Below are 25,950 nucleotides of genomic sequence, written 5' to 3' on the forward strand. Positions count from 1 at the left end.
CACAACAATCAGTGCGCTAGACAGAGCCGCGCTCACGTTCAATGACCTGAATGGTTCTCTCTATAAACCGCTGATAGGCTTTTTGTGGCAAAAATGGTGATTTACCCGAGAGATTAAACCGCTCAACAAGATCAATCACCTTTTTGTTTGTCATAATCTGCTCTATGCTTAGTCCTTGCATGCTCAGTAAACGGATGGTATCCACCCATTCGAGGGTGTTTTTTCTGAACCTTCGCAGCGAGGCTTTATCCGTAGCAACCCCATGCCCCGGAACCACCAGGCTCTGCTCATCGCCAATTCTTAAAACTGTGTCTATCGCATTGTTAAAGCCTGCAACACCGCCTGCATAAAAGGTAGGATGCCAGCTAGTATCGAACACATCGCCGACAAATATGGCATTGCTCGGCTTGTGATAGTAGATGTTATCTGTGGTGGTATGAGACTTCACGGCATGGTGAAACAGACCAAACTGCCTCATCTCTCCCGTCACAAGTTGCGCACCCCGGCTAATAAAATAGGCATTACCACCGGTATGATCTGTATGGGCATGGGTATTAAAAACATGTGTAACGGGCTTTCGGTTGATGGCCTGAATGGCTTTTTCCAGTGCTGCCAAATATTGCTCACCTGGCATAGGGTCAATTAAAACCAAACCACTGGGTGTCTCAACAAGACCGATATTAGTACCGTAGTCTTTCCCGGTCAGAATATGCAAGTGCGGCGACACAGCCTGCACCTGAATACTGGCACTGACCGCAGCGCAGCTCAGTAAGAGCAACGCCATGGCTAATAACGTTTTGAATATGCTCATCACAACTCCTTAGTTATTTTTGTTTTTATAATTGAGCGGTCTACCCTGATACGTCTAAGACATTAATAGAACAGGGTGTTATATAGCAAGCACTAGTTTAAACAATGACCGGGGCTTAACACTCGAGTATCAGGCTGTCAGTGAATGAGCCTATAACTGTGTTGGGACAAACACTGAAACACTTACTCAATAACAAACACCTATTAATTAACATTTAATTTTAAGTAGTGTTTTTATCTTCTGCACTTTTTAAGCTCAATGTGATGCAAACTTCATATTACCTGCGTATATTATTCTGTCCTGAATATTTGAAGTAAAGATCCTTATGCGCAGTTGTCTATTCTTAACCTTACTGGCCCCTTTTTTCGCAAACTCAGCCACTATGCAGCTCGAGTTTTTAGATGAATTTATTGTCCCGGCTGATCTACGCGTCGACGGAGACAAAGTCGGTGGGTTATCTAGCATTGAATACACCAATGGACGCTATTTATTAATCGCCGATGATTCTAAAAAGCCACGCTATTTCCAGGCAAATATAGCGATTAAAGGTCAAAAAATTGAACAGGTTCAGTTCGAAAAATCCCTGCCGTTGGTAAACAAACAAACCCGTTCAGGTGTTGTAGATCCCGAAAGCCTTCGAATAGCGCCGAATGGCAAGGACATTATTTGGACCAGCGAAGGCAGCATTAAATATAAGCATGCACCGGCTATCTTCATGCAGACTGAACAAGGTCTGGTTAACTTTACACTGCCAAAAATGTTCGAGATCAGCAAAACAAGCGGGCCAAGACATAATGCCGTCTTCGAAGGACTCACTGTCGCACACTCAGGCAAAGGTATTTGGGTGTCTGCGGAAGGTGCACTCAAGCAAGATGGTGAAGAATCCAATATTGAGCACGGTAGCCTGGTCCGCATCTCCTATTTTGATTTTGCCTCAAAGAGTATGCAAAAACAGTTCGCCTACTACCTTGAACCTATGGTGAATCGCCCAGAGGCAAAACCCGATGCGTTTCGCACTACCGGTCTGGTCGAGATATTACAGGTAAATGAACACCAACTGCTCACCATGGAGCGTTCATACACGGCGGGTATAGCAGATGGCGGGAACGACGTCAGCATCTACCTCGTTGATTTAAAAAATGTAACCGATACAAGTCAGGTGGCCTCGCTCAACCAGCAATCCGTTCGCCCTGCTCATAAAACTTTGCTATTAGACATGGCCAGCATTAAACAACAACTGGGCTCGAAACACATTGATAATCTGGAGGGCATGACTTTTGGTCCCCGGCTTGCCAATGGCAATATAAGTCTGCTCATGGTGTCTGATGATAATTTCAACGTACATGGCAAGCAGCTGAGTCAGATCCTGTTGTTCGAGGTTAAAACAGGTAAATAAAGGCGTCAGAAAAATAAATGCACTAATCTTTGCCCTTTGAAAATCTGAGTATGACACGGCTTTATGGATAAAAAAGCCCCGGCAAACGGCACGGGGCTTTGATAGGGAATATTCTTTGTCAGCCAGCGGCGCGCTTGCCTCTGGTCAAGTTTACAACCTTATTCATATTGCAGTTATTGAACAGAAGGCGCATAGCTCGGTGGCCTGTGCTCAGCAGCCCCGCCAAACGCTTTGTTAGGCGCTTCACTCAACGAAAAATCCAAAGTGACAGGCTGGTTAATATAGGTTTCATCAATCCAACTCTTCAGACTGGCTTTACCATTGACTTTAAGCACGTCTATATAAATATGCGTGTCTGATGCTTGCGGTGCGTTCAGCGTCAGATTGCCAATGCGTGCGCGTTTAAACTGAGGACTGGACAAAACCAGATCGGCACGGCCCGGGTATTTAGGGTAAAGTCCCAGACTACTGAACACATACCAGGATGACATCTGACCCAGGTCGTCCTGACCTGGAATACCATCTGGCGCATCCAGCCATAACTGCTTCATGGTCTCGCGCACCGTTTGCTGTGTCTTATATGCCTCTGAGGTATGAAGATACATCCAGGGTGACAAGATGGATGGCTGATTTGAGACATCTGAAAACTCCGCTGAATCACGATACAAAACCCAGGTGCCATCTGGTTTGCGGAAATGGCTGTCCAGTCTTTGGATCATGGCTTTGTCACCGCCCAAAGTTTTTGCCAGTCCTGCCCCATCATGCGGGATCATCCATAAATACTGAGCCGGGCTGCCTTCGACAAAGAGATGACCTGAAAACGGGTCAAACTCGTCTTTCCAGCTGCCATCTTTGTTGCGCCCCTGAATATAGCCCAGCGACTCAGTAGCAGACGGGTTGTAGAGATTGCGCCAGTATCCTGCCTCATTCACAAAACGCGAAGCGTCATCATGCTTACCCAGGCGTACTGCCAGCTGAGACAAGGAGAAATAGCTTGATGCCTGTTCCAGTGTTTCCGATGCCCCTTCCCAGCTGTTAGATTGGTCTGAAATATATCCGAGTTGCTGCCATTGATCCAAAGAGGGTTTTTGACCACGACAAAATACCGGACAGCCAACCTCAGACAAATCGAATACTGTAGGCTCTGTCGCGGCTTTGTACAATGAGTCATACGCGCCTGTCACATCAAAATCATCAGCACCAAATGCCACAAAATTTGCAATCGCGATTGTCGACGGATCACCGCTCATGACACCGGTTGCTCCCGCGTTGTGGGTCCAGCGGTCCCATACGCCGTTATACTGGCTCGCCTGATTAAACAATGACTGAGCGATATCGCTACCACGCTTTTTATCTAACAAAGTAACGAGCTGTAGCTGAGAGCGGTATACGTCCCACCCGGAGAAGTTGGCATACTGATGCGTCTGGGTCCCTTCAACAGTATGAACCTGCTGATCAAACCCGACATATTGACCATTCACATCTGAATAGATGTTGGGATGATACAAGCTATGGAACAGCGCAGTATAAAAAACTCTGAGTTTGCTGGTATCGTCAGACTCCACTTTCACTTTAGACAGCGCGTTTTCCCAAGCCGCCTGAGCCTGCGTCCTAACCTGAGCAAAACTTTGCTCTGCCTGTTCTTTTTCAAGATTCTCTCTGGCGTTATCAAGACTCACATAAGAAATGCCAACACGCATTTGTACGGTTTCACCTGCCTCCATATCCAGGTCAACCCATATACCTGAGCCTTTGCCTATATCCGGCCAGCCATTATCGCCGTAGCCCATTCCCCCTTTGGCAGAGTCTTGCCCTGTAAATACCTCATCATCTTTCCAGCCACCTGAACCAGCAATGGCTTTATCCAGCTTAGCGACGAAATGCAGCGTGTAATAGTCTCTTTGGTTGTGCTCGCCGAGATAACCACAAAAATTCCCTGAGGTTACATACCCTGTGACTTCGCCTTTTTGAGCGTCGACTTTGACATAAGCATCGCCGCTACCCAATTGTGAGTATGACGTCCTGAAAAGTAGCTTGGCGTTGTCTGCCTGATCAAAAGTAAAGTTTGCAATTCCCGTGCGGGTTGTTGCGGCCAGTTCAACATTCACACCATTGTCTAAGCCAACCTGATAATAACCCGGTGTAGCGGTTTCATTATCATGGCTAAAACCAGCGCTGTAGTAGGCATTGATTGGATCAGTTGCAGGGGAAAATGTTATGTCTTTGGTAAATGGCATCACAGGAATATCACCTGAGGCGCCTAAACAACCGGTTCCGGACAAGCGCGTAAAGGAAAACCCTTTTACACGACTAGCCTGATAATTGTAGCCGCCTGGGGATACAGGAACACGTTTCTTTTCCTGCTGGATTTTTTTTGAGATCCCTTCAGATTCGGCCAGTAAATCTTCAGTGTACGCATGCTCAGGACCAAAATTAAACATCCCAAATGGCACCAATGCACCCGGCGTCACATTACCGGCCTGCCTGTGGTTAAACGGCCCCTTTGTCCCAATCAAGGGATCCACATAGGATACAACGTCTGTGACATAGTTAGAATTTGCTGATACTTGCGTACCAGCACTTTGACTGGGTGCCTGCCCGCACGCAGCTAAAATAGCGGATGATACTGATACTAAAGCCAGATGCCTGACCACTTTGTTTTGTTTCATTACTGATTCCCACCCAAATGGATCGTTCCAATTTTTTGATATAGTAGTAGTGAACTGGCCATCACACTGCCATTCTTTACAGTATTTACACAATTTTAATGCGCCGATTTAAAGGTTATGAGCGATAATCTGCATTATTGAGACGCTCGCGGTAGGTAATTTCACTTCGCACCAACCAATCACCCGCTGCAGTGCTACCAAAGCTGAGATAGCCCAAAATACCCATCAAACAGCTGATTGTAATAAAACCAGAACCAACTCAAATTGCCATCAAATAAGACAGGATTTCGCTCAGCGCTTACATGCTTTTCAACTACCGGGCCTGGAAAAAAGCCAGAGGAGTAAATGGCAGTATACCTGATAAGTTCGACACGCTTCACACTCTGAGGCAGTACAACACCACCTTCATTCTTCCATAACAAGCTCTGATGTTGGGAGTCCGGTCCACTTTAATAATTTTCAAGCTCAAAACCGAGAAGTTGATATGCCTATGTATCCTTATATGGCACAGTGGTAAAATATTTGTAAATAAACACTCAAGGGTTAAAGATGAAAATCGGGTTTATCTGTCTTTTGCTGTTTTGCACTACCGCACTTGCCAAAGAGCAGCTGCTCACGCCATTCACCTCATTTACCAAACATGGTGATCATACATTTGCCGTCGAACTGGCGAGTCAGGAGAATACTGGCCGACACTTACTTGAAATAGAACTCGGCTGCGCGAGTCAAGGCTGCAGCGACTGGGACTACACAGTGCGATTTGAATGGCAGAAACACGGTATTAGTTATGAGCTGGGCAGATTGATCACGCCTTATGCGGGTTATATGCAACGCGCTATGCATGGTTTTGACCGCAACTGGCGGCGTACCTATACCTTTGATGTGTCACATTTAATCCCCGTGTTACAAGGAAAGGGACTCTTTAATATCCACTATGGTGGCTGGGGCGCCAAACAATCAGCATTCGGCATTTCAGCAAAGCTATACTCTGACACTGAATTCAACAAGCAAGAGGTTCTAAGGGCTATTCCGCTGTATGAATCGGGCTCTGAAGGCTGGCCATACAAAACCTCAGAGTACTTTGATACCTTGCTAACGCAACGCGCCTTTCAGTTTAAGGCCAATGAACAGCACGCCGAAATAAAAATGACCGTATCTTCCCACGGCCATGCTTTGTCATTCGATAACCCGCAAGGTGAGCCGGAGCTATGTGGAGAATGGTGCGACCGCTTCTTTACCATTAAGCACAACAACGACACAATTGTAAAACAGCAACTATGGCGAAAAGATTGCGATATGAGTGCGACCTTTCCTCAGGGAGGCACCTATATTTTCGCCCGTTCCAACTGGTGTCCTGGTGAATCCGTTGTTCCATTCAGTTATGACATAGATACCGCGCAAACAAACAACACAATTGATCTGGACTGGCAACGCTACAGCTGGCAACCCTCTCAGTATGGCAATACAGCACCACGATACATTGTTAATGCTGTGCTGGTTACCTATGCAAAGAAGCCAGCAACCACCGATATTGCGCTAACCCGTATTGTATCGCCCAATGCACAGACTCCTGAGCGATTTGGAATACAGTGCGGCGCCATTGAAGCTGAAATCAAGAACATGGGTAGCGCCGACATCCATGCAGTACAGTTTCACTACGGCATTGCCGGGCGACAGCAGCACTTTTACGACTGGCAGGGTAACCTCAAGCCCGGCGACACGAAAATAGTACGCATCCCTACCCGCTATCTTGGCCAATTCGATACACAAACGGCCCGTATTAGCATCAGTGCAGAGGTGAAAGGAGATGAAAACATGGCGAATAATGATGCTAACGCCTTAATGCATATGCCGTTATCATTATTCAACACACCCAGGCTCAATATTCTGACCGGTAAAATCCCGGATGAAACCAAAGTGGAGTTACGTGACAGGCATCAAAATATCATACAGTCCTGGCATACTTTCAATGCACAGCAGTGGCATGAGTTGGAGTTTGAACAACCGGCGGGATGTTATGAGTTAGTTGTGTATGACTCTGCCAGAGATGGCCTGGCTTTTCCTTTTTTCAATAATCGTAAAGGCCAGGGCGCACTGAATCTGTCCTATGACTTAGACGGAAAAACGGTCACCCATGATTTGCAACCAGACTTTGGCCGCAAGCTCTCTGTCCCTTTCACGCTTGGGTACAAACTTGGCGGATGCGCAGCGCAAGCATGGCAAAGCGACATAGCCTACCGCAAAGGTGATGCGCCGGTGGCGTACCATGGAATCATTTATCGAGCCAGGCACTGGAGCTATGGGTTTCAACCCGACAAATCGGGCCAATATGACGCCTGGCAGCCAGTGAGCTACTGTGACGGTAGTCCTTTAAACGAGTAACTCAACAAGACAACGTCAATGAAGGACACAAACCTATTGAGTGATATGTCCTGCTATTAAAAAGAGCCGCGCCCTTGCCAACTATTTTGCTCTGGCGCGGTTTACTGATGAAGCCGGAATTGACTTCCTGTCAGGATATCACCTTGTTTTTAGCTGTTTCCCTGTGATTATATTAATTACTTTCACTTTGACCTTCGCTTCAGCGTGCTGCTGGTTAAACCGGAGACTTATCCGCATAGCACCCTGTATCGATACATGTGAGATTTCTCTGGTGATCATGGATAACAGCCTACTCGCTCTTTCCATTCGACTCTACCTAAATGCGTTAGGGATTAAGTTCACTGTCTCGGGCATTATGCTTGCAAACTCGAATGGGTGTTCGCAAAAATTGGGGTAAAAATCTACTGCAAAACAGTGCTAACCTTTCTGTTTTTCAATTGCTTCCCTTAACCCGTCTATTTTCTTTTCTAGCCGCTTATCTGAAAGTTCTAACTTGTTGTCCGAAATTGAACTCTCCAGCTTTTTGAGTACAGTTCTTTGATACCCTGTCAGCTCACCTGTACTGATAAAGCGAAAAACCGCTAATGCTTCGTGAGCAATCCTGACATCAATCAGGGCCTGTGAGCGAGTAGCGCCATCCGATATGATTGAATCTCTCAGCTTCAGCAACAACTCGAGCTTTTCAGCAGATAAGACATCTAAATGCTCGAAAAACTCTTTTTTCAATAGAGCTTCATATTCCAGAGTTATCGATTTTTCTTCTGGCGACAGAGCATTTTGATAGGCTTTGGACGGGGTCATTGGCTTGCCGGCAAAACAAAAGAAGCTCATTATCCACAAACAGATCATAAGACACTTCATACTACATCGCCTCTATAAGAGAAATTAGAAAACAACAATATACAAAGAAAGTTAAGAGTAACGAGCATATCTTTTCCGCTCATTAATCACCTCAAGAAACACCACTATCCTGGGCACCTCCGCCAAAGTTCTTACTATCAGGTTTAACCTCACCGTCCTGGCTTTTATAAAAAACCCACAAACCAATAGCGGCCACAACTGGGATTAGCCAAACGATGATTATTTGCGCGACTTTTTGAAACCTTTCCAGATCATGCCTTCTGCCAATAAAGACTGATACCAACATGTTCAGTATTAAAACAATAGCGACAAAAACATACCCGTAATTTATTTCCATAACCCGCTCCTTAGACAGTTTAAAAATATGTCAGTGAGTACATCAATCTCATTATTTTGCAAAGCTCTGTTTAACAGAACGCTAACCCAGGTGCTTTATATAACAAGAATTTACTATCACCTCAAGCCACTGCTATTTGGCCCATAAGAACCGGGCCAAATAGTCTATACGGGCTGTCCATCCTGGCGAGTTTAGTTGCGCGTCTAGATATAAAAGACACCCTGACGATACAACTCGAAGTGAACTTTTAACGCCCCTATTCACACGTTAAGGTGCTTCTGGACTGTCGATAAAAAACCCATTATTACCAGCGCCTTTTCCCTGAGTCCAGAACACATATGACATATCATTCCGTTGTAATCACCTTTTCCATTGCTGTGATGGGTAAATGGATTTTGCTGTCCGTATACCAATTCAGTTGCAACTTTTCTTTTGCATCTGCAATCGTTTCGTCACTGACGTTCATGCCTGTACCCATATTAACTTGTGCCTGCTCGTTCTTATTTACATCCAGAACCAGCGCTATTCTGCTACCTTTGATCAATTTGCGAGCACTCATACGTGTATTCACCAAAGGGATTCTGGTTTTTTGATACGGCACTAATAACTGACGTTTTGAACTGTCGCGTGCAAAACTGGCTCTGCTACGGTAATGAGCTAAATGAAATGCGCGGCCATCAGGCTGTATCTGATACAGGTTAAATCCGATATCCACATCGCGCTTATTGATCGAAATAGAAAAATGACCCGTCGGTGCGCCTGCGTATTTCATATCTTGTTCGAACGCCTCGGATACAAACACCAGCCCGGTTTCACCAGGAAGCTCTGGCTGAATAATATTCATGAAATCAATATTGTGCTGCACTTTTCTGTCAGCAAGATCGACTAGTTGAGTGTGTTTTTCCAGCACTTCTGGTGGCTGCGTTACTAACTCTTGCAACCCGGGCCGCCCCAGGTAAAAATCAATCCCCAGCTGATTAAGTGACGTATAGCTTTTCACATGGTGCCAGCTGTTATCACCCATAAGTTGATAGTTAACCCGATCTTGCACAAGCTCAGGGGCCGGGCGGTTATTCAGCACGTGATCAAACCATTCAAAGACAACTTTTTCGGTGTTTTTGAGGCCCGCAACAGGGTCTAGTTTATAGTTCGTCACATGAGTATCAGGCACAGTCTGCGCCGTCCAATGGTCATAGGGCCCGATCAGCAAACTGTGGTCAGCATCAGGATTATACTTATAGTGCTCTGTCAGGTAGTGTATAGCCGAGATCTGCCCGCCATCAAAATAGCCCGTAACAGATAAAACCGGAATGGTGATATTGGCGAAGTCTTGCCCGAAAGGCACCATAGCTTTGTAGTACTCATCAAACGCAGGATGACGCAACAAAGTTTGGAATAAGGGGTTAGGCCGCCCTTCTATCTTATCTATGTCCTTAAATGGCCGGCCACTTTTGAATAAAGTCTGATTTACTCTGTGCCAGTGAGCGCCATCCGCATATTCTCTGTTATCCATAGTTTTGTTATTTGTTACATGGAATGCCCACTGATAATTGGCCGTTAGAAAGACATTGTTTTCCATCGGCAGCCCCAATGCCGGATGCGCTGCGGCATAAGGAGCAATGGCTTTCAGTGCCTTATGATGATGTTTAGCCGCAGCCCATTGGGTAAACCCGTTATAACTGCCACCATACATGACTACCCGGCCATCGCTCCAGGCTTGTTTACTTATCCAGTCAATGAGTCGGTGTACATCACGCCCTTCATGCTCCCAGGGCTCAATTTTATTGGTACTTAAACGCTTACCCCGTGAATTTGCGACTATGCCGACATACCCGTGCATAGCAGCATATATCGCAGTGCGGACATGCCGTTTTTCGTTCGCATAAATTGTGTGCTGAAATGCCGCTGGTAAAGCTTTAGAGGTGTTTTTAGGGCGCACAACGGTCACGGTATGCTCAATTCCTTCTGCCGTTGTCACAAGCAGCGCAGGTTCAATAATATACTCCTTTTGCCATCGGGCATTTATCAACGGCTGTGCAGTCGAAAATACCAGCTGACTAACCTGGTAGTCCGCGATGTCAGCGGCAAGTTTGATAAGCTCCTGCTCAGAGAGCAACGCCTTTTCTTTCACCTTCATCAACATGTGTAAAAGCTGCTTTTGGGCCCTGTTATTTAATGCACTTAATACCTGATCAAATTGGTATAACGCCTTGTTGTCGAAAGAAGCCAGCTTCGCGCTAATCATGACCATCAGTGCCTCACTCACTGTCTGTCCCGATTGCGTCTTTGCCTCATGATATAGTCGAAAATGGACCAGGTTAGTCTGTGTTTTGTGAGCTCTGAACAGCTTAGCCAGGTCTGGTGTATCGCCGGTAACAAAGCTAAGCTTTAACTGCTCTTCAGCAGACAAGGAGGCCATTGTTTTTTCAGGCAATAAGTTGACCAGTTTTAACAGTGTTGCTACTACCTTGTCGGGATCTGAGAGCAATATCTCATTAGGCTGACCCGATGGCTTTGCGCTTTTGAGTATTTCCGGTATTGGATATAGGGTACGCTCCGCCGCATATGACACAGTAGCTATGCCCAATACTGCTAAAACTGTTGTAAGAACAATTACTTTCGCAGCTAATTTCGATAAAATGTGCATTCCTGATTTCCTGTTTAATAAATCACAGGCAGTGTATTTTTGGCGGGCATTAAAGTAGTGATTAGCGTGAAACTTTTTATGACTTTTGCTGCCTGGGAATTTTTATATAAAAATATCAATAGCTTAAAAACAATAATGAGAAAGCATGCGCTGGCAGATTGAACAATTTACCTTTTGCGACCAAACCCTGACTTTATCCTGGGAAGAACAAAAAACCTCACTTGAGCCTATGGTGTCTGAGGTACTACGATTCTTTTGCCAAAACCCCCACACACTTATTTCCAGAGACGATCTGATCGAACACGTGTGGCAAGGGAGAATAGTAACTGACAACGCCGTCAATCGTGTGATCACTAAGCTCAGAAAAGTGCTGAATGACGATCCCCGCAGCCCTGCATTCATCGTTACCTATCCAAAAAAAGGCTATCAGTTTATTGCCAGTATCAGCGCCATTACGAGCAACGAGCAATCCAGTAGTGACGCAACGAAAGTATCGAGTAAGAAAAAAGAGACGCGCATTAAACTTACCTACGTGATGCTAATTTTAATGACAGCTATATGCACTCTGGGTGCTTCGTATTTCCTTCACCTGTCTATGCCAACTGCTGACCCACTGCGCCTAAACAAGGTAAACGCACTAACCCGCGAACCCGGACTGGAGTTATACCCCCAACTTTCTCCCGATGAGCAGTATTTACTGTTTACAGAAGCTTACGACGGCAGCATTGTGTTAAAACTCAAATCACTCATAACGGGCGAGATGGTAAACCTGGATCATGGACCGGATACATGGGAAGGGCCTGCGGACTGGCGAAAAGATGGTAAAGCACTGGTCTATCTTGCGACAACAACAAACAGCTGCCAGTACTATTTAAGAACATTTGATGCGGGAAAATTAGGCCCGCCGCAGCTTATCCATAATTGTCCAACCGGTAGCTATGGCAAAATTATCTTTACCCACGATCATGATCTGCTGATATACAGCGAAGCTGCTTACCGGGGTGGTCCTGTTAGTTTATTCAGCTTAAGGCTCTCTAGCGGAGAAAAAACGCGGCTGGCGCAACCCCTCCCCATGCCAGGTAGCAACAGTCAGTTTGATCTGCACCCGACCCAGAACTTACTGCTTGTTTCAGCTCCGGATGCCCAACTCTGGCCAGCTCTGTCTGTACTCGACATAACACATAACCAGTTGTCCCACTTGTTCACACTCGATCAACATGCGTGCTGTGCAATCTGGAACCATGCAGGAGACAGAGTCATTACAGTCAGCGACTACCCCGCTAACCAACTTGTTAGCTACGATTTATACGGCCAATCCCCGGCTGTAATTTACACAGGCACCCACGCCATTTCTACGCCTACACGCCACCCGAATGGGCAAGACTACCTGTTCAGTGCAGGTAGCCGTGATCAGAATATCCTTTATTTATCTGCAGATGGCAGTGAGCAAACAGCACTTGGGGTAACGTCCGTTGATGAGCGCTTAGCGCGTTTTTCCGGTGATGGCCAAAAAGTAGCCTATATCAGCCTGGCCTCCGGGCTCGAACAAATATGGATTTACGATCTGATGGCAAAAACGGCAAGTATGCGCTCAAAATTCGACAAAGTCGGGCATATTATTGACTTAAAATGGTCTGTTGATAACCGCTTTATCTTCGCTCTAGCCCATAATAAGCTTCTCCAGATAGACACCCAAACGGGTCTAAGCAAAACACTTAAAGTGCCGCATGGACAGATTGCCGGGCTCTCAGTTAAAGACAACGACAGCATTGCCTTCAGTATAAAAAGCGCGGATAAGTGGCAAGTGCACTACTACAATATTCGCACAGATGAACTGCAAAGCGCCCAACACAAATGGCAATTTGTATCATTCGCTAAAACCCCTGAAGATACAGTGTGGCAGGATAATAATGGTGACTATTTCACCGGCCTGACTCACTTACCGGTAACCTCAGACATCATTAAGCAGGTTCCGTTGATTGTTCAGTATCGCTTCAACTTACGTAAGCAGGCAAATACCTGGCTATGGCAACAAGCAGCAGCACGCCGCTATCCGCTCTATCAGTATGATGAGCAACAACAAACCAGACGCCTCATCGCGACAGCAGATAGTAGCGACTTTGACTGGTACAATAATAAAATCCTTATCAATACCCTCAACTATGAAAACTTTGATATTTACAGTTCAAAAAATGGAGAGCACAGGTAGAAAGTAAAAATATCCGGCAGGTATGAACTTAGCGGAAGATTCATATGACACTACACCTTGCCGACTCTATTTACTATCAACCATTCTTTCATAGAGTGTTAAAGAACCCTTGATAATTCTTGGCAGCATTAACCGCCATACGTTTGATTCTAAAACTAACGTGTATACCATAGCCTCATGGTGGGGATGAATAATATCTCTGACAACCACGTATGCGCTGGCACTTCCCTCCTGGACAGCGCCCAGTATAATCTGAGCCTGATAGCTTCCAAAGCTCCAATCTCGTGCATCCCATACAAGGAGAGCAAAGTTCAAAAATACCTCTTTTTCGGAGCGCTTCGATCTCGCTCTGTGGCAATGCTCAGAAAATCTGGGCTTCGCTGTGAAGGGCCCAAGCACGAAACCGCTAGGTTAGTTCCGCGCCAGAGATATATTAACTGGCTTCAATGTGGTCCTATGCATTTATTTCAATAGCTAACCGTGTTTGGTTAAAGTCTGTTGAGTCGGGCCACATGCCAAAAGTTAAGGTCAACCGATGTTTTCGTTTACCATACCATTGAGCCAATTTTAATACCCAGTAAATCTTGAGCATTACCCCAGTGGTTGCACGTTTTACTCGCAGCTAGATCGACTGACTTCTCACCTGTCGCGTACGCTGTCATTGCTATACTCACCATTTCATCAAAATTTGGCATACTATCATCGATTGCGAAACGTCGCGTTGTGGCGCATGGAGACATACCAGATTTATCACCGTCTATACTAACGAATAAGATACTCTTTGAACCACTGAAGTAAACTCCAGCGCCAATAATTGTTCTTTCTCTAAAATATTCTGTAGCATGTACACTACCCATTGTTGTCATACCGAGTAATAAAACAAATGCTTTTACTCTTTTCATAAGAACCCCTTTATAACCTCTGAAAAATATAACACTCATCTTTTGGTGGAATATTATACAACCCTTTATTGCGTGGAGCTACTACCTGCTCGCTTCAAAAGACTCACCCGATATCGAGCTGGTTTTAATAAACTTACTATGCATGCCTCCTTCGAGTGTCAGCTATTATCTCGAACAGCCGCCAGCCTTATGCTATCGATTTCCTTAACGTTGTCAGAGCCGACTTTATTTAGCTAAAGCACACAGCAACCTCTCTTCGCTCCACTGAAGAGTGTTACATTAGCCATTTACTCCTTTCGAAGTCAGTTCTTTACCTGATTTTCAACACCTGTAGCTTGCCATGTACAGCGTTGTACTGAGGACCTCCAGGGTGGAATAGAAGCGTATGGTTCTTTACACTGCTCACTTATTCACAGGAAGAGTTCTTAAAAACAACAATAACAGTTGTTGAATTTATACGTTGGCAATTCTTTTACCTCGCGTTCAACCACTCCACGCCTCGAGCTTTTCTTTATAAAATCAGTGAGTTGATAAATATTTTCACTTTTACACTCGGTTATGGTGTTGGCTTAGACCTGATGAAGTATTAGGGAACATGTCGTTTAAGTCAGTCAAAAAGACTGTTGTTTCCTATATTGATTGAGCGAATTTAGTTGTACGTGATCAATTATCAAAATCAGACATAGAAATTGAACTTGGACAGAAAATCGTATCAGCTACTGGACAATTGCAACAAAGCCCTCACCGTCTTCGGCAGTTTCAACAGTGGTTTTCTGGAGATGCCTGTAAACCCTCACGGGTACCTATGTTTTTCATCTTACTTCAACTCAAATACACTTTAAGTACCCATTAAGGTTCCTAAATAACAAACTGTACCTAAAGTCGACAATTTCAAAAAATTAAATAAAATATAACTTTTCATTACCAAAAAACTTAGTTATTGTACAAACAGGCCCTGGCATATTGTTGAGCAAAAGTCAGCGTTAGCATCACGTTCAGGGTTCATTTTATAATTAAAAAATAAACAATCTAAAATAAGGAAATATAAAATGAAAGTACAACTAAAAAAGAAAAACCTAAAGACACTTAATGAAAGCAATCAGCTTGCTAATCAAGCGACGCCACAAGTTGCGGGTGGTGCAGAGATCTCTGTCTACCCACAATGCAACCCATCAAACCCTGTGATTTGTTGGACAAATGGTGGCTGGCACGGCTGTGTGACTAAATAATACTAGTTATCTATAACACAGGTTAAAGCCCACCTACTGCGCTTCCGGGAGATATCCAGATGATTCTTCCTAGCGCAGTTTTAAAATAACCGCCCCTACTTCAGAAGAATCACATGAAGTAAATGTCGCCAAATGTTCAATGCTTAGCACTGGTAAATTTGGTAATAAGTGTCAGAGAAACCTGAAATCAGCCAAAGCACTCAACTATTTAAGTAAAACGAATATAAATGTAACTTTTTTATATTAATACTGACTTCTAACCCTACTTTTTAATAGTTGACTGGCAGAAAAAATGAATATTCAGCTATCGAGTAAAATCACAACTTAACGACCTTATGATTGAATTATCTTAGCCAATATATCCTGTACTCAACACAGTATCTGGCATTCCATAATTCTTCAGCTGCTTTTTCACTGGTTACCTGTGTTCCTCACTCACGACTAGCGTTCCCGCTTTTGCCAATGAACTCTATTGAGAAACCCTTACCGTCTTCTCCTGAGACAAAGACTGTAATATTCTTGTCTTTGTTCAACTGATACCTAATTTTGTTGGGAAAATCATGCCGTGAATTTTCGAATACCACAGAATCATCAGCACAACTTATTAATTTAAAGGCTGTTGGTAATGTATTACTGGCAACTTTGGCCAAATAAAAAACCTCTCCTGACATTTCAACCAGTCGAAGCGTTTCGGCGCTCACAACTTTGCTTTTAACAATTGAATACGTTTGACCATAGCCCTCAAATGTTTTCTCACTGACCTGACTCCATGATTCATTGAATTTCAATTTGCTGTTTTCAGAGTGCCAATTGCCTAGCAGCCAATTCATTGAATTCAATGTATTACATACTTCCTCTTTGGCCGAGGATTGAAAAGCCAAACAAAGTAACACCAAACTCATCAGTTTCGACATGGTGATCAACTCCATTGATAATTAGGTTTTTCGAACGCTTGAGAACGTAGTGCACATAGTTCCTCGATTAAAAAGACTATCTATTTTCTCCACCGCATGGGCCCACCACAACCTGCACAACGTATACTGTACATTTATTAGACTTAATTTATGTTTGTTTAGCAACATAAAAACACAACCGCTGCGATTCTAAATTAACCCAACTACTGTCATCAGCAGATGAAGAGTGACCAATGTGTTTACGGACCAAATAGCAGCACTTCGTGTCTCGTTCAGTGTGCCTCAATTCCTGTGACAACTTTTGCTTTAATGATGGATTCTAACCACTGAGCCTTTTTGAGTGTCTTTGATTTGTCGCTAAAGAAAATGGATATATCTGTACATACCTTTGAGCTTTTTCGAATAGTTCTTTATGAGGCTTGGTAAAAGCATAAAAATGTGGCCTTAATCGACTGTGTGAGAAAAATGGTCATTAACCAAAACTCAAGATTCATAGACGATACCGAGCGAGAAACGCCAAATGTAAGGTTAAGCCACCGACGCAATAGTCTCTTACCAAGCCTATTCGGCGGCTTTATTTAGAAACGCCTAAAGCCGCTTGAAATGATGGATGAATTACCCAATCAAGTCCATCATCCATATTTGAATAGTTTTGCAACAAATCAGGCTTATCTTCAAACGTTGAATAGACCAGCCCATTTCCATCATGCTTTGCTCCAATAATGAAGCCAATTTTAAATAAGAAGCGCGCTAGTTGCTGAGGCTCCTCAATCTCCTCACCATCAACCAGAACATTCATATTTTTAAGTACACTATCCTTTATGAATCTCAATAGTTGACTGGTGTTATATCTATATCTCTGTGATGAGAAGCTATTCACTATTAGTGATATATTGTTACATTGATGTATATGCTCTCTTGTTGCATCATCCAACCTAAATTGGCCGTACTCTTCTAGAACTTGCTTTATATGGCCAAATTTAATGCGCGGCTGCGTAGTATCATTTTGATTAACCTTTATTGCTTCATCTGCAGCCATTTTGCAAAGCTGCAAAGCCCACCTTGGACGCCCTGCAGAGTAAGTATGAATTATTCTAAAATTATTAGCTGTGCCACTTCCCCAAGGAAACGGGTTTTCCATCACCTTTCCCAAAGCACCTTTCCAAGTTTCTTGCCTTAAATCATCGAGTGAAACTTCCGAGTTGTTTTTTCTCCCTTCATAACTTAAAACGCGCCCCCCTAGTAACGCCCCCATTTCTTTGTTGCTCCATTTCAAATCAAATATATATTGCTCGACCTTATCTAAAGCTTCATCGGATTTTCTAATAGTTGCCCACACATCACTCCGAATAACTATCCTTATGTAAACACCTTGAAAATTCCTTACGACATCTCGGCAAGCAGAAAAGAAAGTAGACAGCCTTAAACACTCTTTATCCGTGGAGTGGAACGTTGCATCAATATCATCAATCAGCAGATAAATTCTCTCTCTTTTTTTGTCGCCCATCACCCGCTTTAATATTTGCTCTTGGTCAGCAACTCCAATCTTTTCTAACTGAATTGGACCTATCTTATTTTTCAATCTTGAGATTAAGCTTCCTAACAAATTTCTTCTTTTGAATCCTAAGAGCTCTGAATTTTCCACCAATAGTATTTCATCATCATTCGCCGCAAAGCCAATTCTACTTCCCAATTCTCTGTTTATGGCCATGCATATCCTTTGTTGCCAATCATATATATACTCACTGGAGTTCAATTCAACATCTGCTTTTTGAGCGACTAAGTCAGCCCCCTTAATATTTAATACAATTGGCTCGCCTTCGCTTTCTAACTTGTCGGCATACCTATTAATTAGGGCAGATTTTCCCATTCCTTTTTGCGCCCTAGCAATAACGAGTCTCTCATCATCATCAAAGAACTCATCATAATTTTTATGAAAGATAAAATAAGATCTTAGCACCTCCGGGGTTTCATCATCCGCAGCTTCATTACCCCAAAGCTTTTTGTCATCAAGTCTTATCATCTTACTTTCTTCTCCTTAAAAATATTCTCTGGAACTATCAGCACATGAGTGCTGTTGTAAACCAAAAAACCAAAACTTAAATTAAATTTAACATTTTAAACAACCTATCACTTAGAGCTTCAGTCTTCAAGCCTACTGCAATTTATAGGAACCGAACCTCTAGATAAATTAGGGGTTTAGCCTTGCTATCTGGTATTCCTAAGCTCATGCTTTTCATTCACATATGAGAATGACGAGCTCGTAATAGATTTTTGCGAAATGGAAAAATAAGACGCGGAGTAAGTTTGAACGACTCGTATACGGGTTTATAATTCTGCTCTAAACTTGCATAGAAAAATTATTGCTTTGTATATAAGCAGAACCCGGATCACAAGCCGTCCGGCATGACGCTGAAGAATGTTAGCCATTGTTCAATGGCAACTACAATGTTGTCTTGACACAACTCTCGGGCCGCAGGAACGAAAGCAAAGGAAATGACAACAACGCCTTTGCCCGGTTCCCCATAATCAATCTAACACACTAAGCATTTTGCTCAGTAAACACCACTTTAAAGCTTGCACCGCCATGCTCGTTTTTGCAGGTAACGCTGAGTTTTGCATTGTGAAAATCAACCACTTCTTTGACGATAGAAAGGCCCAATCCGCTGCCGGTCAGGGTGGATTGCTCTTGTCGCCAGAAGCGCTCAAACAGACGATCGTAATACTGTGATTGGATCCCCGGGCCATTGTCGCTTACTTCCAGCTCAGTAGTGGTCACTTTTACCTGAATTTTGGCGTTATCCTGCGAGTGTTTTAGGGCGTTTTCGACCAGGTTTTTGATCATAATGTGCACGGCGGCTTTGTCAGCCAGGATCTGACCTGTTTCGGGGTTCGCATCCAGGCTTAATTCTTTATCAAACTGCAGTGCTAATGGGGCAAGCATCATACACACTTCCTGCGCCAGTGCCGACAAACTCACCGGTACTTTGTTATACACCACAAAGTTTTGCGCACGGGAAAGGTCCAGTAGCTGCTGCACCACCCGGGTCATGTACGCCACATCGTTGACAATTTCTTCACGGATCTGGGGCGCAATATCAGCAAGCTGAACCCGGGTGTTTAACACAGCCAGTGGCGTTTTAAGTTCGTGGGCCGCGTTTGCCACGAATCGCTTTTGCTCATCAAAGCCGGCCTCTACCCGCTCCATTGCCTGGTTAAGTGAATTCACAATGGGCTGAATTTCATAAGGCAGGCCTTCATTACTGAGCCTGAAGCTCAGTTGCTCAGGTTTGATCTGCTTTAACTGGCCTGCCACGGTTTTTACCGGTTGCACCACTGAGCGCACAGACAAATACCCGACCAGCATAAACACACCAAATGCCGCAAAAATGGTAATGGCGGTCACCCGGTTAAGTGCCGGTATCACAGCTTCGTTCGCCAGCTCGGTGATCAAATCATTGCGTGCCATATCCAGCAGCAGCGCCTGGCCATTCAGAGTGAGTTCGGTGCGAAATCGATCGACACCCGCCAAATGAGAATATCCAACCGGAATAGTTTCGCTCAGCGCTTCAAACGCAGCCGAACCTTGCTCATTGCTTACAGACTGAAGCAACACCTCGTTATTCGCTGCACGGATAACACGAAACGCAAAGTTATTATACAGGGCATCATAGCCCCATTTTTCAATCACGCTATCAGGAGCATATATCAGCTGCTGCTGTTCAAAACGCAGTGCGTCTGCGACATCTTCGCTCATCCCCTTCATACTGACTTCCAGCGCCAGGTTGGCATAGTTCATCGAAAACAAATGTAAGATCACACCAATGCCGGTAAATACGACAGAGCCAATTAGTATAAAATGCAGGTAAATCTTGCGAGCAAGCGAGTTTTTTATGATCTTCATGCCAGTATATATCCTATGCCGCGAAGCGTTTTAATGGTCACACCAGCTTCTGTGCCATCGAGCTTTTTGCGTATTCGGTGTACCGCTACTTGCAAAGCGTTGTCAGTTACTTCAAACCCCATCGCATAAATGGCATCGTATAGTGCGTCTTTGCCAACAGTCAGTCCAACATGGCGTAACAGATACTCCAAAATAGCCACTTCGGTTTTCCCCATAGAAAGGTTTTCACCACCCACCGTCACTCTGCGAGATTTAGGGTCAAGGGCGAGATTGCCATGAGACAACAGAGTGCCTGTATACTGGCTTGGTCGACGCAGCAAAGCACGCATTCTTGCCAGTAATTCGCCAATGTCGAAGGGCTTGTTGATATAATCATCCGCGCCCAAATCCAGCCCGGCAATGCGGTCATCCACACTACCGCGCGCTGTTAAGATCAAGACAGGCACCGGGTTTTCAGCTTCACGCAGAGTTGCTATCACATCCAGTCCGTCTTTGTCGGGCAGACCCAGATCCAGAATAATGGCGTCGTAATGCCACAGGGCCATTTGATCATGTAGTGCACCCGCACTGGTGGCAATATCGGCAGCATAGCCTTCCTTAGTCATGGCCTGCTGGATAAAACTGGCCAGTTGCAGGTTATCCTCAGTGATCAAAATGCGCATACTAGGTTCTCCATTGTCTGACTTTGCAGTGCTTTTACTCGTTATTCCGTGCATATATTTACCAGGCGTGGCACATCTGCCGATGAGTGCTTGCTACATTTAGGTAGCAGCAATTGCAGTAATACCGGGATGACCACCAGCACCAGTATTGTAGAAGTGATCAGCCCACCAATAACGGCCCATGCCAGCGGTGGCCACAAAGGGCTGCTGGCTGACGTTAGCGGCAGCATGCCCACTATGGTTGTAACCGAAGTTACTATAACAGGACGCACCCGGTTTTGTACCGATAACATGATGGCAACCTGAGTATTTTGACCGGCTTGTACGTAAAGCAAAGTACCGTCGATCAATAAGATAGCATTATTTACCACGATCCCTGTTAATGCCAGAATACCCAATACTGACATAAACCCGAACGGAACCTGTGCCAGACTCAGCATGGCAGGTGCACCTATAACGGCAAATGGAATACTCAACATCACCAGTAAGGTTAAACGCAGTGAGTTAAACTGGAGTATCAGGGCTATAAAAAGTAGCAATGCACCAACCGGCAGCGTTTTCACCAGCGCATTATTGGCCTCACCAGACTCAGCCATTTCGCCGCCAAACTCCAGTTTAAGGCCATAGCGCTGTGCAATGGCTGTTAGTGCTGGTGTCAGCTCAGTGAGTAGTTCAGTCTCATCCACACCGGGCGCCACTTCACTGATCAGTTTAACCACGGGCACACCGTTTCTGCGTTCCAGAAGCGCCGGCTGACCAAGCACCTGAATATCTGCCAGCGCATGCACTGGTACGGGTTTGTCTATCAAAGACGTGAGTACACCAGTATTCATCATGTCCATGTTGTCATGGCTGGAATTCGGGTCGTACAATACCACCGCGGTTGGCTCATCATTAAAACTCACTTGCGTCATCGTCAACCCAGCACTGCGCCAGGCCAGATAGTCGTTGAGCTGGCTTTCCGTCAGACCAAACTGACTAAGGCGTTGCTGATCAAACGTCATCGTCAACTGTGGAACGGGGACTGCGTAATCTTTGCCCGGCGCTTCGAAGCGCGCATCTGTTTTGAGCATGGCAAATACCTCTTCACCGGCACGGCGAAGTACATCGTAATCCTCACCACTTAGCCACATAACCACAGTACTTTCTAATGGCGGTCCCTGGCCCAGTTCACGGGCGCGCAACACGGCCTCTGGATACGCTTTTTGCAAGCTGGTGTTAAGCTGTTCAACCAACTGAGCCATATCTGTATTGGCTTGTGCAGTGAGTACCACACGGCCAATATGGCTTTCATCCGGCTTTTGCGCCAAATTGTAGTAAAACCTCGGGCCAGAAAAGCCATTGAACACTAAGGTGCGCTGGACGTCCGCTCGGGCGCTAATGTCCTCAGCAATCTGGTTCAATATGCTGGCTGTATATAGTTTATGACTGCCCATCGGCAGCTCTACATCCACAATGGCCTGATTGCGGTTGGTTTTTGGAAAAAACTCGCCATCAGCTTGTGGCAATGACATTAATCCAGCGCATAAACCAAAAGCAGCAACCAAAGTCAGCGCTTTATGTTGCAACGTAAACTGCGATAAAGCCAAAGCGCCCTGCTCCAAGCGTTGTTGCAACTGCTGCTGCCAACGTGACGCTCCCAGTTTGCGCACAGGCAAATAGCGGTTAAGCAACGGCACCAATGTCAATGCAATCGCGTAGCTGGCAACAATACACAAAATGACCATTACCGGAATACTGGCAATAAAGTCTGCCACACTGCCCTTGGCCATGAGCATAGGTAAAAATGCCGCTATCGTTGTCACGGTGGCCGCGCATAAAGGGCGCCATAGTTCATGGATACTTTGGATGGCGCTGTGCAAAGGGTTGGTACCAGACGATATATGGCGATTAAAACGTTCGGCAACCACAATACAATTATCGACCATCAGACCAAGAGACAAAATAAGTCCTGCAATCGTCATCTGGTGTAACACCCCATCCATCGCACTGAATGCCGCGATGGAAGATAGCGTGATAGCCACCACCGCAATGCATACACTGGCAGCCCCACTTGCGGACAGGAAAATAAACAAAATAGCGGCAATGGCAATCAGGCTAAGCATTAAAGATTGCATCAGGGCATCTTTGCGTTTTTTGGCCCACTTGGGCTGGAATAACTCAATGCTCACGGTCTCTGCGCCATGGATCTGATTAAACTGCTCAACCAGCTGGGTGATCTGCTCTCCTGCCTTCGCAATGCGGATCCGGTTAGGTACCAGAGTCACCGCAACGCCTAGTTGCTGCTGACCATCCACCCAGAAAGACTCCCGGGCTTTAGGGTCGGTACGATAATGGACATCAGCCACAGTGTATAGGGGTAACTGCTGACCCTGAGCCGTTGCTATCAGAGTATTTTTCAATTCATCGGTAGAGTCTAGTTGAGCCACTGGAGATAAGATCAGGTTAGCTCGGTCACCGGTGAGGCTGGCCACCGAATCTGTATTGTTAGCCGCTGCTATACGCTGTGCAATCTGCAAGGGGGTGATACCCGTTTGCTGCAGAGTCTGCTGTGAAAAAGCCACCGCAATCTGTTGGCCCGGATCGCCCACCAGCTGTGCATTGCGTACCGTGCTAAGTGCCAATAGCTGGTCGCGCAGCGCAATGGCAAGTTGGCGCTCCTGCAACAAATCTCCCTGGCTGCGCACTGACAAAAAAATACCCTGGGTGTCCTGCACGCGATCCATGATGGTCATCGACAACGTCGGATTACTCTGGCGTATTGGCGCAATACTTTCTTTGATCCGTTGCCAGACCTGATCTGTATTGTAAACGGTTTCTTTTAACTCAATATCCAGTGACGCAGTGCCATGTTTTACCTGAGCACTGTAAGCCTGAATCTCATCTATTTGTGCTAACACACGCTCCAGCGGGCGAATGTAACGCTGTGCCAAAGACTCGGCTTCGAGGCCACTGGCATTGAGCACAATCAGACCATTGCGATATGGAAAGGTGGGGTCTTCCTGCTCAGGAGCACTAAACCAGCCCCCCACACCAGCAAGGCACACAATACATATCAAACCCAGGATAAGGCGTGGGTTGACAAACCAGGGCGTTCTATTCACAACTTACTCCTTATAAAGCGAGAGGTTTTGCAGCGTACGACTGTCTGCAAATACCAGTGCAGGTGATTCAAGCGCTTCTGCACTACTTACCAATATATGATTGGCTCGCCCCGTTACGACCTGCACGTACTGGCGTCGTTCAGGGCTCGATTGCAGCACGAGATAAGGCTGACCTGCTTCATCATAATGCAGGACCCCGCCAGGCAGCTGATATAAGCGCTGATCTGAAAGCGGAATTTGTAATTGTACATTCAGGCCCATCCAGCTTTGCTCATGTGCTGCCAGTTGGACTTTCAAAAAAAAGAAAGGAGAGCGAGACCCCAGCGGCAGTACACGCTCTACAATTACCCCCTTAATTGATTCATTTAACGCGGGCACGAATACCTCTACCTGCTGCTGTGTATCGACTTTTAAGGCCACCTCTTCGGGGATTGCAAAGCGGGCATGTAACGCATCGGCCGCCTGAAAGTTCATTACCGTTTGTCCAGCGTCGGCGTACTCTTTTTTACGTACCAGAAGATCGCTCACCACCCCATCAAATGGTGCGCTGATGGTCAGCTCCGCAAGTTGATTGCGCGCGGCATTCACTTCGGCCTGTGCCTTATTTATCTGCTGATAAGCCATATCCAGGTCACGACGAAGCTTGTCCAGCTCAGACTGAGTTTGCAGGTTACGTTTTACCAAAGCCTCAGCGCGCTCGAATTCAGCTCGGGAATTGGTAAACGCTGCATTTGCCCGCTGGAGCTCAGCCCGGGCCTGATCCAGCAGCGCATAGGCCACGGGGTCGTAAAGCTCCATCAAGGCTGTGCCCCGAGTCACAAACTGCCCGGCACGAACCCAGAGCTTTTCTACCCGACCCGATTTCAGCGCAGCCAGCTGAGTGTCTTCTGCGCCTTCAATCTGACCATAAAATACTTTCTTTGGTACGTCCACAACCCGCTCAGGCAACACAGTGGCTAACTGACTGTTAGCTGGCTGATTAGAATCAGCCTCTGTATAAGCGTCACGCTGCTGGTCCTGACAGCCAAGCAGAGCTATCAGACTCAGCAGAACAAGAGGTTTAGAAAACATATACATACCCCAGCAATAGTTGCGCAGCACCAGATTTATCTATCAATGGAGAGTCTTCAATTTCGCTACCGTAGGCGGTGTAGCTCAGGTCAGCCTTAATCATATGGTTTTTACCAAAAAACCAATCACTGGAGACACCCACCTCAACATTCATGGTTGCTTCGCCCACATAAGCCATGCGCCCGACGCGTTGCTCGTTGGGTAGAACACCATAGTAATAGTCAATCAGATCTTCACTCAGATAACTGGCAGACACATAGGGCACGATGCGGCCATCGCCTACATTAAATGGTACGCCATAACTTACACTTGCCTCATACCCTTTATGGGTGCTGGTCACGTCGTGCATAAAAGAAAAGCCAAACTCGCCAAACTCAGTGTCCAGCTCCCCTTCAAACCCAAAGTCGAAACTCATGTCCCTGTCTTCCATGCCCAGAAAAATGTCACCATCGGCTTCTTCGTAACCATCCAGCCGCAACTGACCCACAACCGAAAACTCTATATTTTCTTGCTGCCAGACTTTATAGCTGCCACGCGGACCTAATAATGAAAAATTACCAGACTGAATGGCCAAAGCCGGCACCAGAATGGTCTCATTGCCAACATCTGTATAGCCCTGATCCTGAGAGACAATTGCTGCGCCAATCCCCCATTGAGTGCCTTGGTCCTGGTCGTCAGCCAGAGTAGAAAAGCTCATAAATGCCAGAGAAATCAAAGAAAGTGTTTTGTTCATTACCGTGCTCCGTTAGTCAAACTTACTGTATCGGACAACTCATTTGTCCGGGGTTAAGTAAAACTTAAGGGAACAAACTTTCTTGAAACTTACAGCGCAGTAATTTTTTGAAAATTATG

17 protein-coding genes are annotated in these 25,950 nt (G+C 45.5%); 4 read left to right on the forward strand and 13 right to left on the reverse strand.

Going from position 1 to position 25,950, the window contains the following annotated elements:
* Nucleotides 1-16: 16 nt before the first annotated feature.
* Complete coding sequence (locus QNM19_RS07025; protein WP_284026525.1) at nucleotides 17-811, reverse strand: MBL fold metallo-hydrolase; 795 nt, start codon at nucleotides 809-811, stop codon at nucleotides 17-19.
* A gap of 325 nt (nucleotides 812-1,136) precedes the next feature.
* Between QNM19_RS07025 and QNM19_RS07030 the strand changes: the two genes are divergently transcribed.
* Nucleotides 1,137-2,207 (forward strand): esterase-like activity of phytase family protein, encoded by a 1,071-nt coding sequence (locus QNM19_RS07030; protein ID WP_284026526.1) that lies wholly within the window; start codon nucleotides 1,137-1,139, stop codon nucleotides 2,205-2,207.
* 173 nt (nucleotides 2,208-2,380) lie between these two features.
* On the opposite strand, the gene QNM19_RS07035 is transcribed toward QNM19_RS07030, so the two are convergent.
* Nucleotides 2,381-4,876 (reverse strand): GH92 family glycosyl hydrolase, encoded by a 2,496-nt coding sequence (locus QNM19_RS07035; RefSeq protein ID WP_284026527.1) that lies wholly within the window; start codon nucleotides 4,874-4,876, stop codon nucleotides 2,381-2,383.
* A gap of 549 nt (nucleotides 4,877-5,425) precedes the next feature.
* Here QNM19_RS07035 and QNM19_RS07040 point away from each other — a divergent pair.
* A complete protein-coding gene (locus QNM19_RS07040; RefSeq protein WP_049863099.1) occupies nucleotides 5,426-7,258 on the forward strand; it encodes a peptide-N-glycosidase F-related protein in 1,833 nt (610 codons plus the stop codon).
* A 417-nt stretch (nucleotides 7,259-7,675) separates the two neighbouring features.
* Here QNM19_RS07040 and QNM19_RS07045 read toward each other — a convergent pair whose 3' ends face one another.
* The 3 genes from QNM19_RS07045 to QNM19_RS07055 form a co-directional block, all read right to left on the reverse strand.
* Nucleotides 7,676-8,107, reverse strand: a complete 432-nt coding sequence (locus QNM19_RS07045) for a hypothetical protein (protein ID WP_156202143.1) — start codon at nucleotides 8,105-8,107, stop codon at nucleotides 7,676-7,678.
* A 103-nt stretch (nucleotides 8,108-8,210) separates the two neighbouring features.
* Nucleotides 8,211-8,456, reverse strand: coding sequence for a hypothetical protein (locus QNM19_RS07050; protein WP_049863097.1), 246 nt, complete (start codon nucleotides 8,454-8,456; stop codon nucleotides 8,211-8,213).
* A gap of 346 nt (nucleotides 8,457-8,802) precedes the next feature.
* Nucleotides 8,803-11,103 carry a CocE/NonD family hydrolase gene (locus QNM19_RS07055; protein ID WP_049863096.1) on the reverse strand — a complete coding sequence of 767 codons (2,301 nt, stop codon included), beginning with the start codon at nucleotides 11,101-11,103 and terminating at the stop codon, nucleotides 8,803-8,805.
* Nucleotides 11,104-11,248: 145 nt separating this feature from the next.
* On the opposite strand from QNM19_RS07055, the gene QNM19_RS07060 reads away from it, so the two are divergent.
* On the forward strand, nucleotides 11,249-13,312 hold the full coding sequence (locus QNM19_RS07060; RefSeq protein WP_049863095.1) for a winged helix-turn-helix domain-containing protein: 2,064 nt from the start codon (nucleotides 11,249-11,251) through the stop codon (nucleotides 13,310-13,312).
* A 545-nt stretch (nucleotides 13,313-13,857) separates the two neighbouring features.
* Here QNM19_RS07060 and QNM19_RS07065 read toward each other — a convergent pair.
* Nucleotides 13,858-14,214: a hypothetical protein gene (locus QNM19_RS07065; protein WP_284026528.1), complete on the reverse strand. Its 357-nt coding sequence runs from the start codon at nucleotides 14,212-14,214 to the stop codon at nucleotides 13,858-13,860.
* Between the two features lie 1,049 nt (nucleotides 14,215-15,263).
* Here QNM19_RS07065 and QNM19_RS07070 point away from each other — a divergent pair.
* On the forward strand, nucleotides 15,264-15,443 hold the full coding sequence (locus QNM19_RS07070) for a hypothetical protein (protein WP_049863092.1): 180 nt from the start codon (nucleotides 15,264-15,266) through the stop codon (nucleotides 15,441-15,443).
* Nucleotides 15,444-15,874: 431 nt separating this feature from the next.
* On the opposite strand, the gene QNM19_RS07075 is transcribed toward QNM19_RS07070, so the two are convergent.
* The 7 genes from QNM19_RS07075 to QNM19_RS07105 all read right to left on the reverse strand — a co-directional run bounded on the left by QNM19_RS07075 (nucleotide 15,875) and on the right by QNM19_RS07105 (nucleotide 25,831).
* Nucleotides 15,875-16,357 (reverse strand): DUF6265 family protein, encoded by a 483-nt coding sequence (locus QNM19_RS07075; RefSeq protein ID WP_284026529.1) that lies wholly within the window; start codon nucleotides 16,355-16,357, stop codon nucleotides 15,875-15,877.
* Nucleotides 16,358-16,931: 574 nt separating this feature from the next.
* Nucleotides 16,932-18,380: a P-loop ATPase, Sll1717 family gene (locus tag QNM19_RS07080; protein WP_284026530.1), complete on the reverse strand. Its 1,449-nt coding sequence runs from the start codon at nucleotides 18,378-18,380 to the stop codon at nucleotides 16,932-16,934.
* 519 nt (nucleotides 18,381-18,899) lie between these two features.
* Nucleotides 18,900-20,261 (reverse strand): sensor histidine kinase, encoded by a 1,362-nt coding sequence (locus QNM19_RS07085; protein WP_049863088.1) that lies wholly within the window; start codon nucleotides 20,259-20,261, stop codon nucleotides 18,900-18,902.
* On the reverse strand, nucleotides 20,258-20,923 hold the full coding sequence (locus QNM19_RS07090; RefSeq protein ID WP_049863087.1) for a response regulator: 666 nt from the start codon (nucleotides 20,921-20,923) through the stop codon (nucleotides 20,258-20,260). The genes QNM19_RS07085 and QNM19_RS07090 overlap by 4 nt, the downstream gene beginning before the upstream one ends.
* A 41-nt stretch (nucleotides 20,924-20,964) precedes the next feature.
* Complete coding sequence (locus QNM19_RS07095; RefSeq protein ID WP_049863086.1) at nucleotides 20,965-24,027, reverse strand: efflux RND transporter permease subunit; 3,063 nt, start codon at nucleotides 24,025-24,027, stop codon at nucleotides 20,965-20,967.
* 3 nt (nucleotides 24,028-24,030) lie between these two features.
* Complete coding sequence (locus tag QNM19_RS07100) at nucleotides 24,031-25,098, reverse strand: efflux RND transporter periplasmic adaptor subunit (RefSeq protein ID WP_049863085.1); 1,068 nt, start codon at nucleotides 25,096-25,098, stop codon at nucleotides 24,031-24,033.
* On the reverse strand, nucleotides 25,088-25,831 hold the full coding sequence (locus QNM19_RS07105; protein WP_049863084.1) for a MipA/OmpV family protein: 744 nt from the start codon (nucleotides 25,829-25,831) through the stop codon (nucleotides 25,088-25,090). The genes QNM19_RS07100 and QNM19_RS07105 overlap by 11 nt, the downstream gene beginning before the upstream one ends.
* Between the last annotated feature and the right edge of the window lie 119 nt (nucleotides 25,832-25,950).

The sequence above is a fragment of the Pseudoalteromonas ardens genome (genome assembly GCF_030125445.1).
Classification (GTDB): domain Bacteria; phylum Pseudomonadota; class Gammaproteobacteria; order Enterobacterales; family Alteromonadaceae; genus Pseudoalteromonas; species Pseudoalteromonas ardens.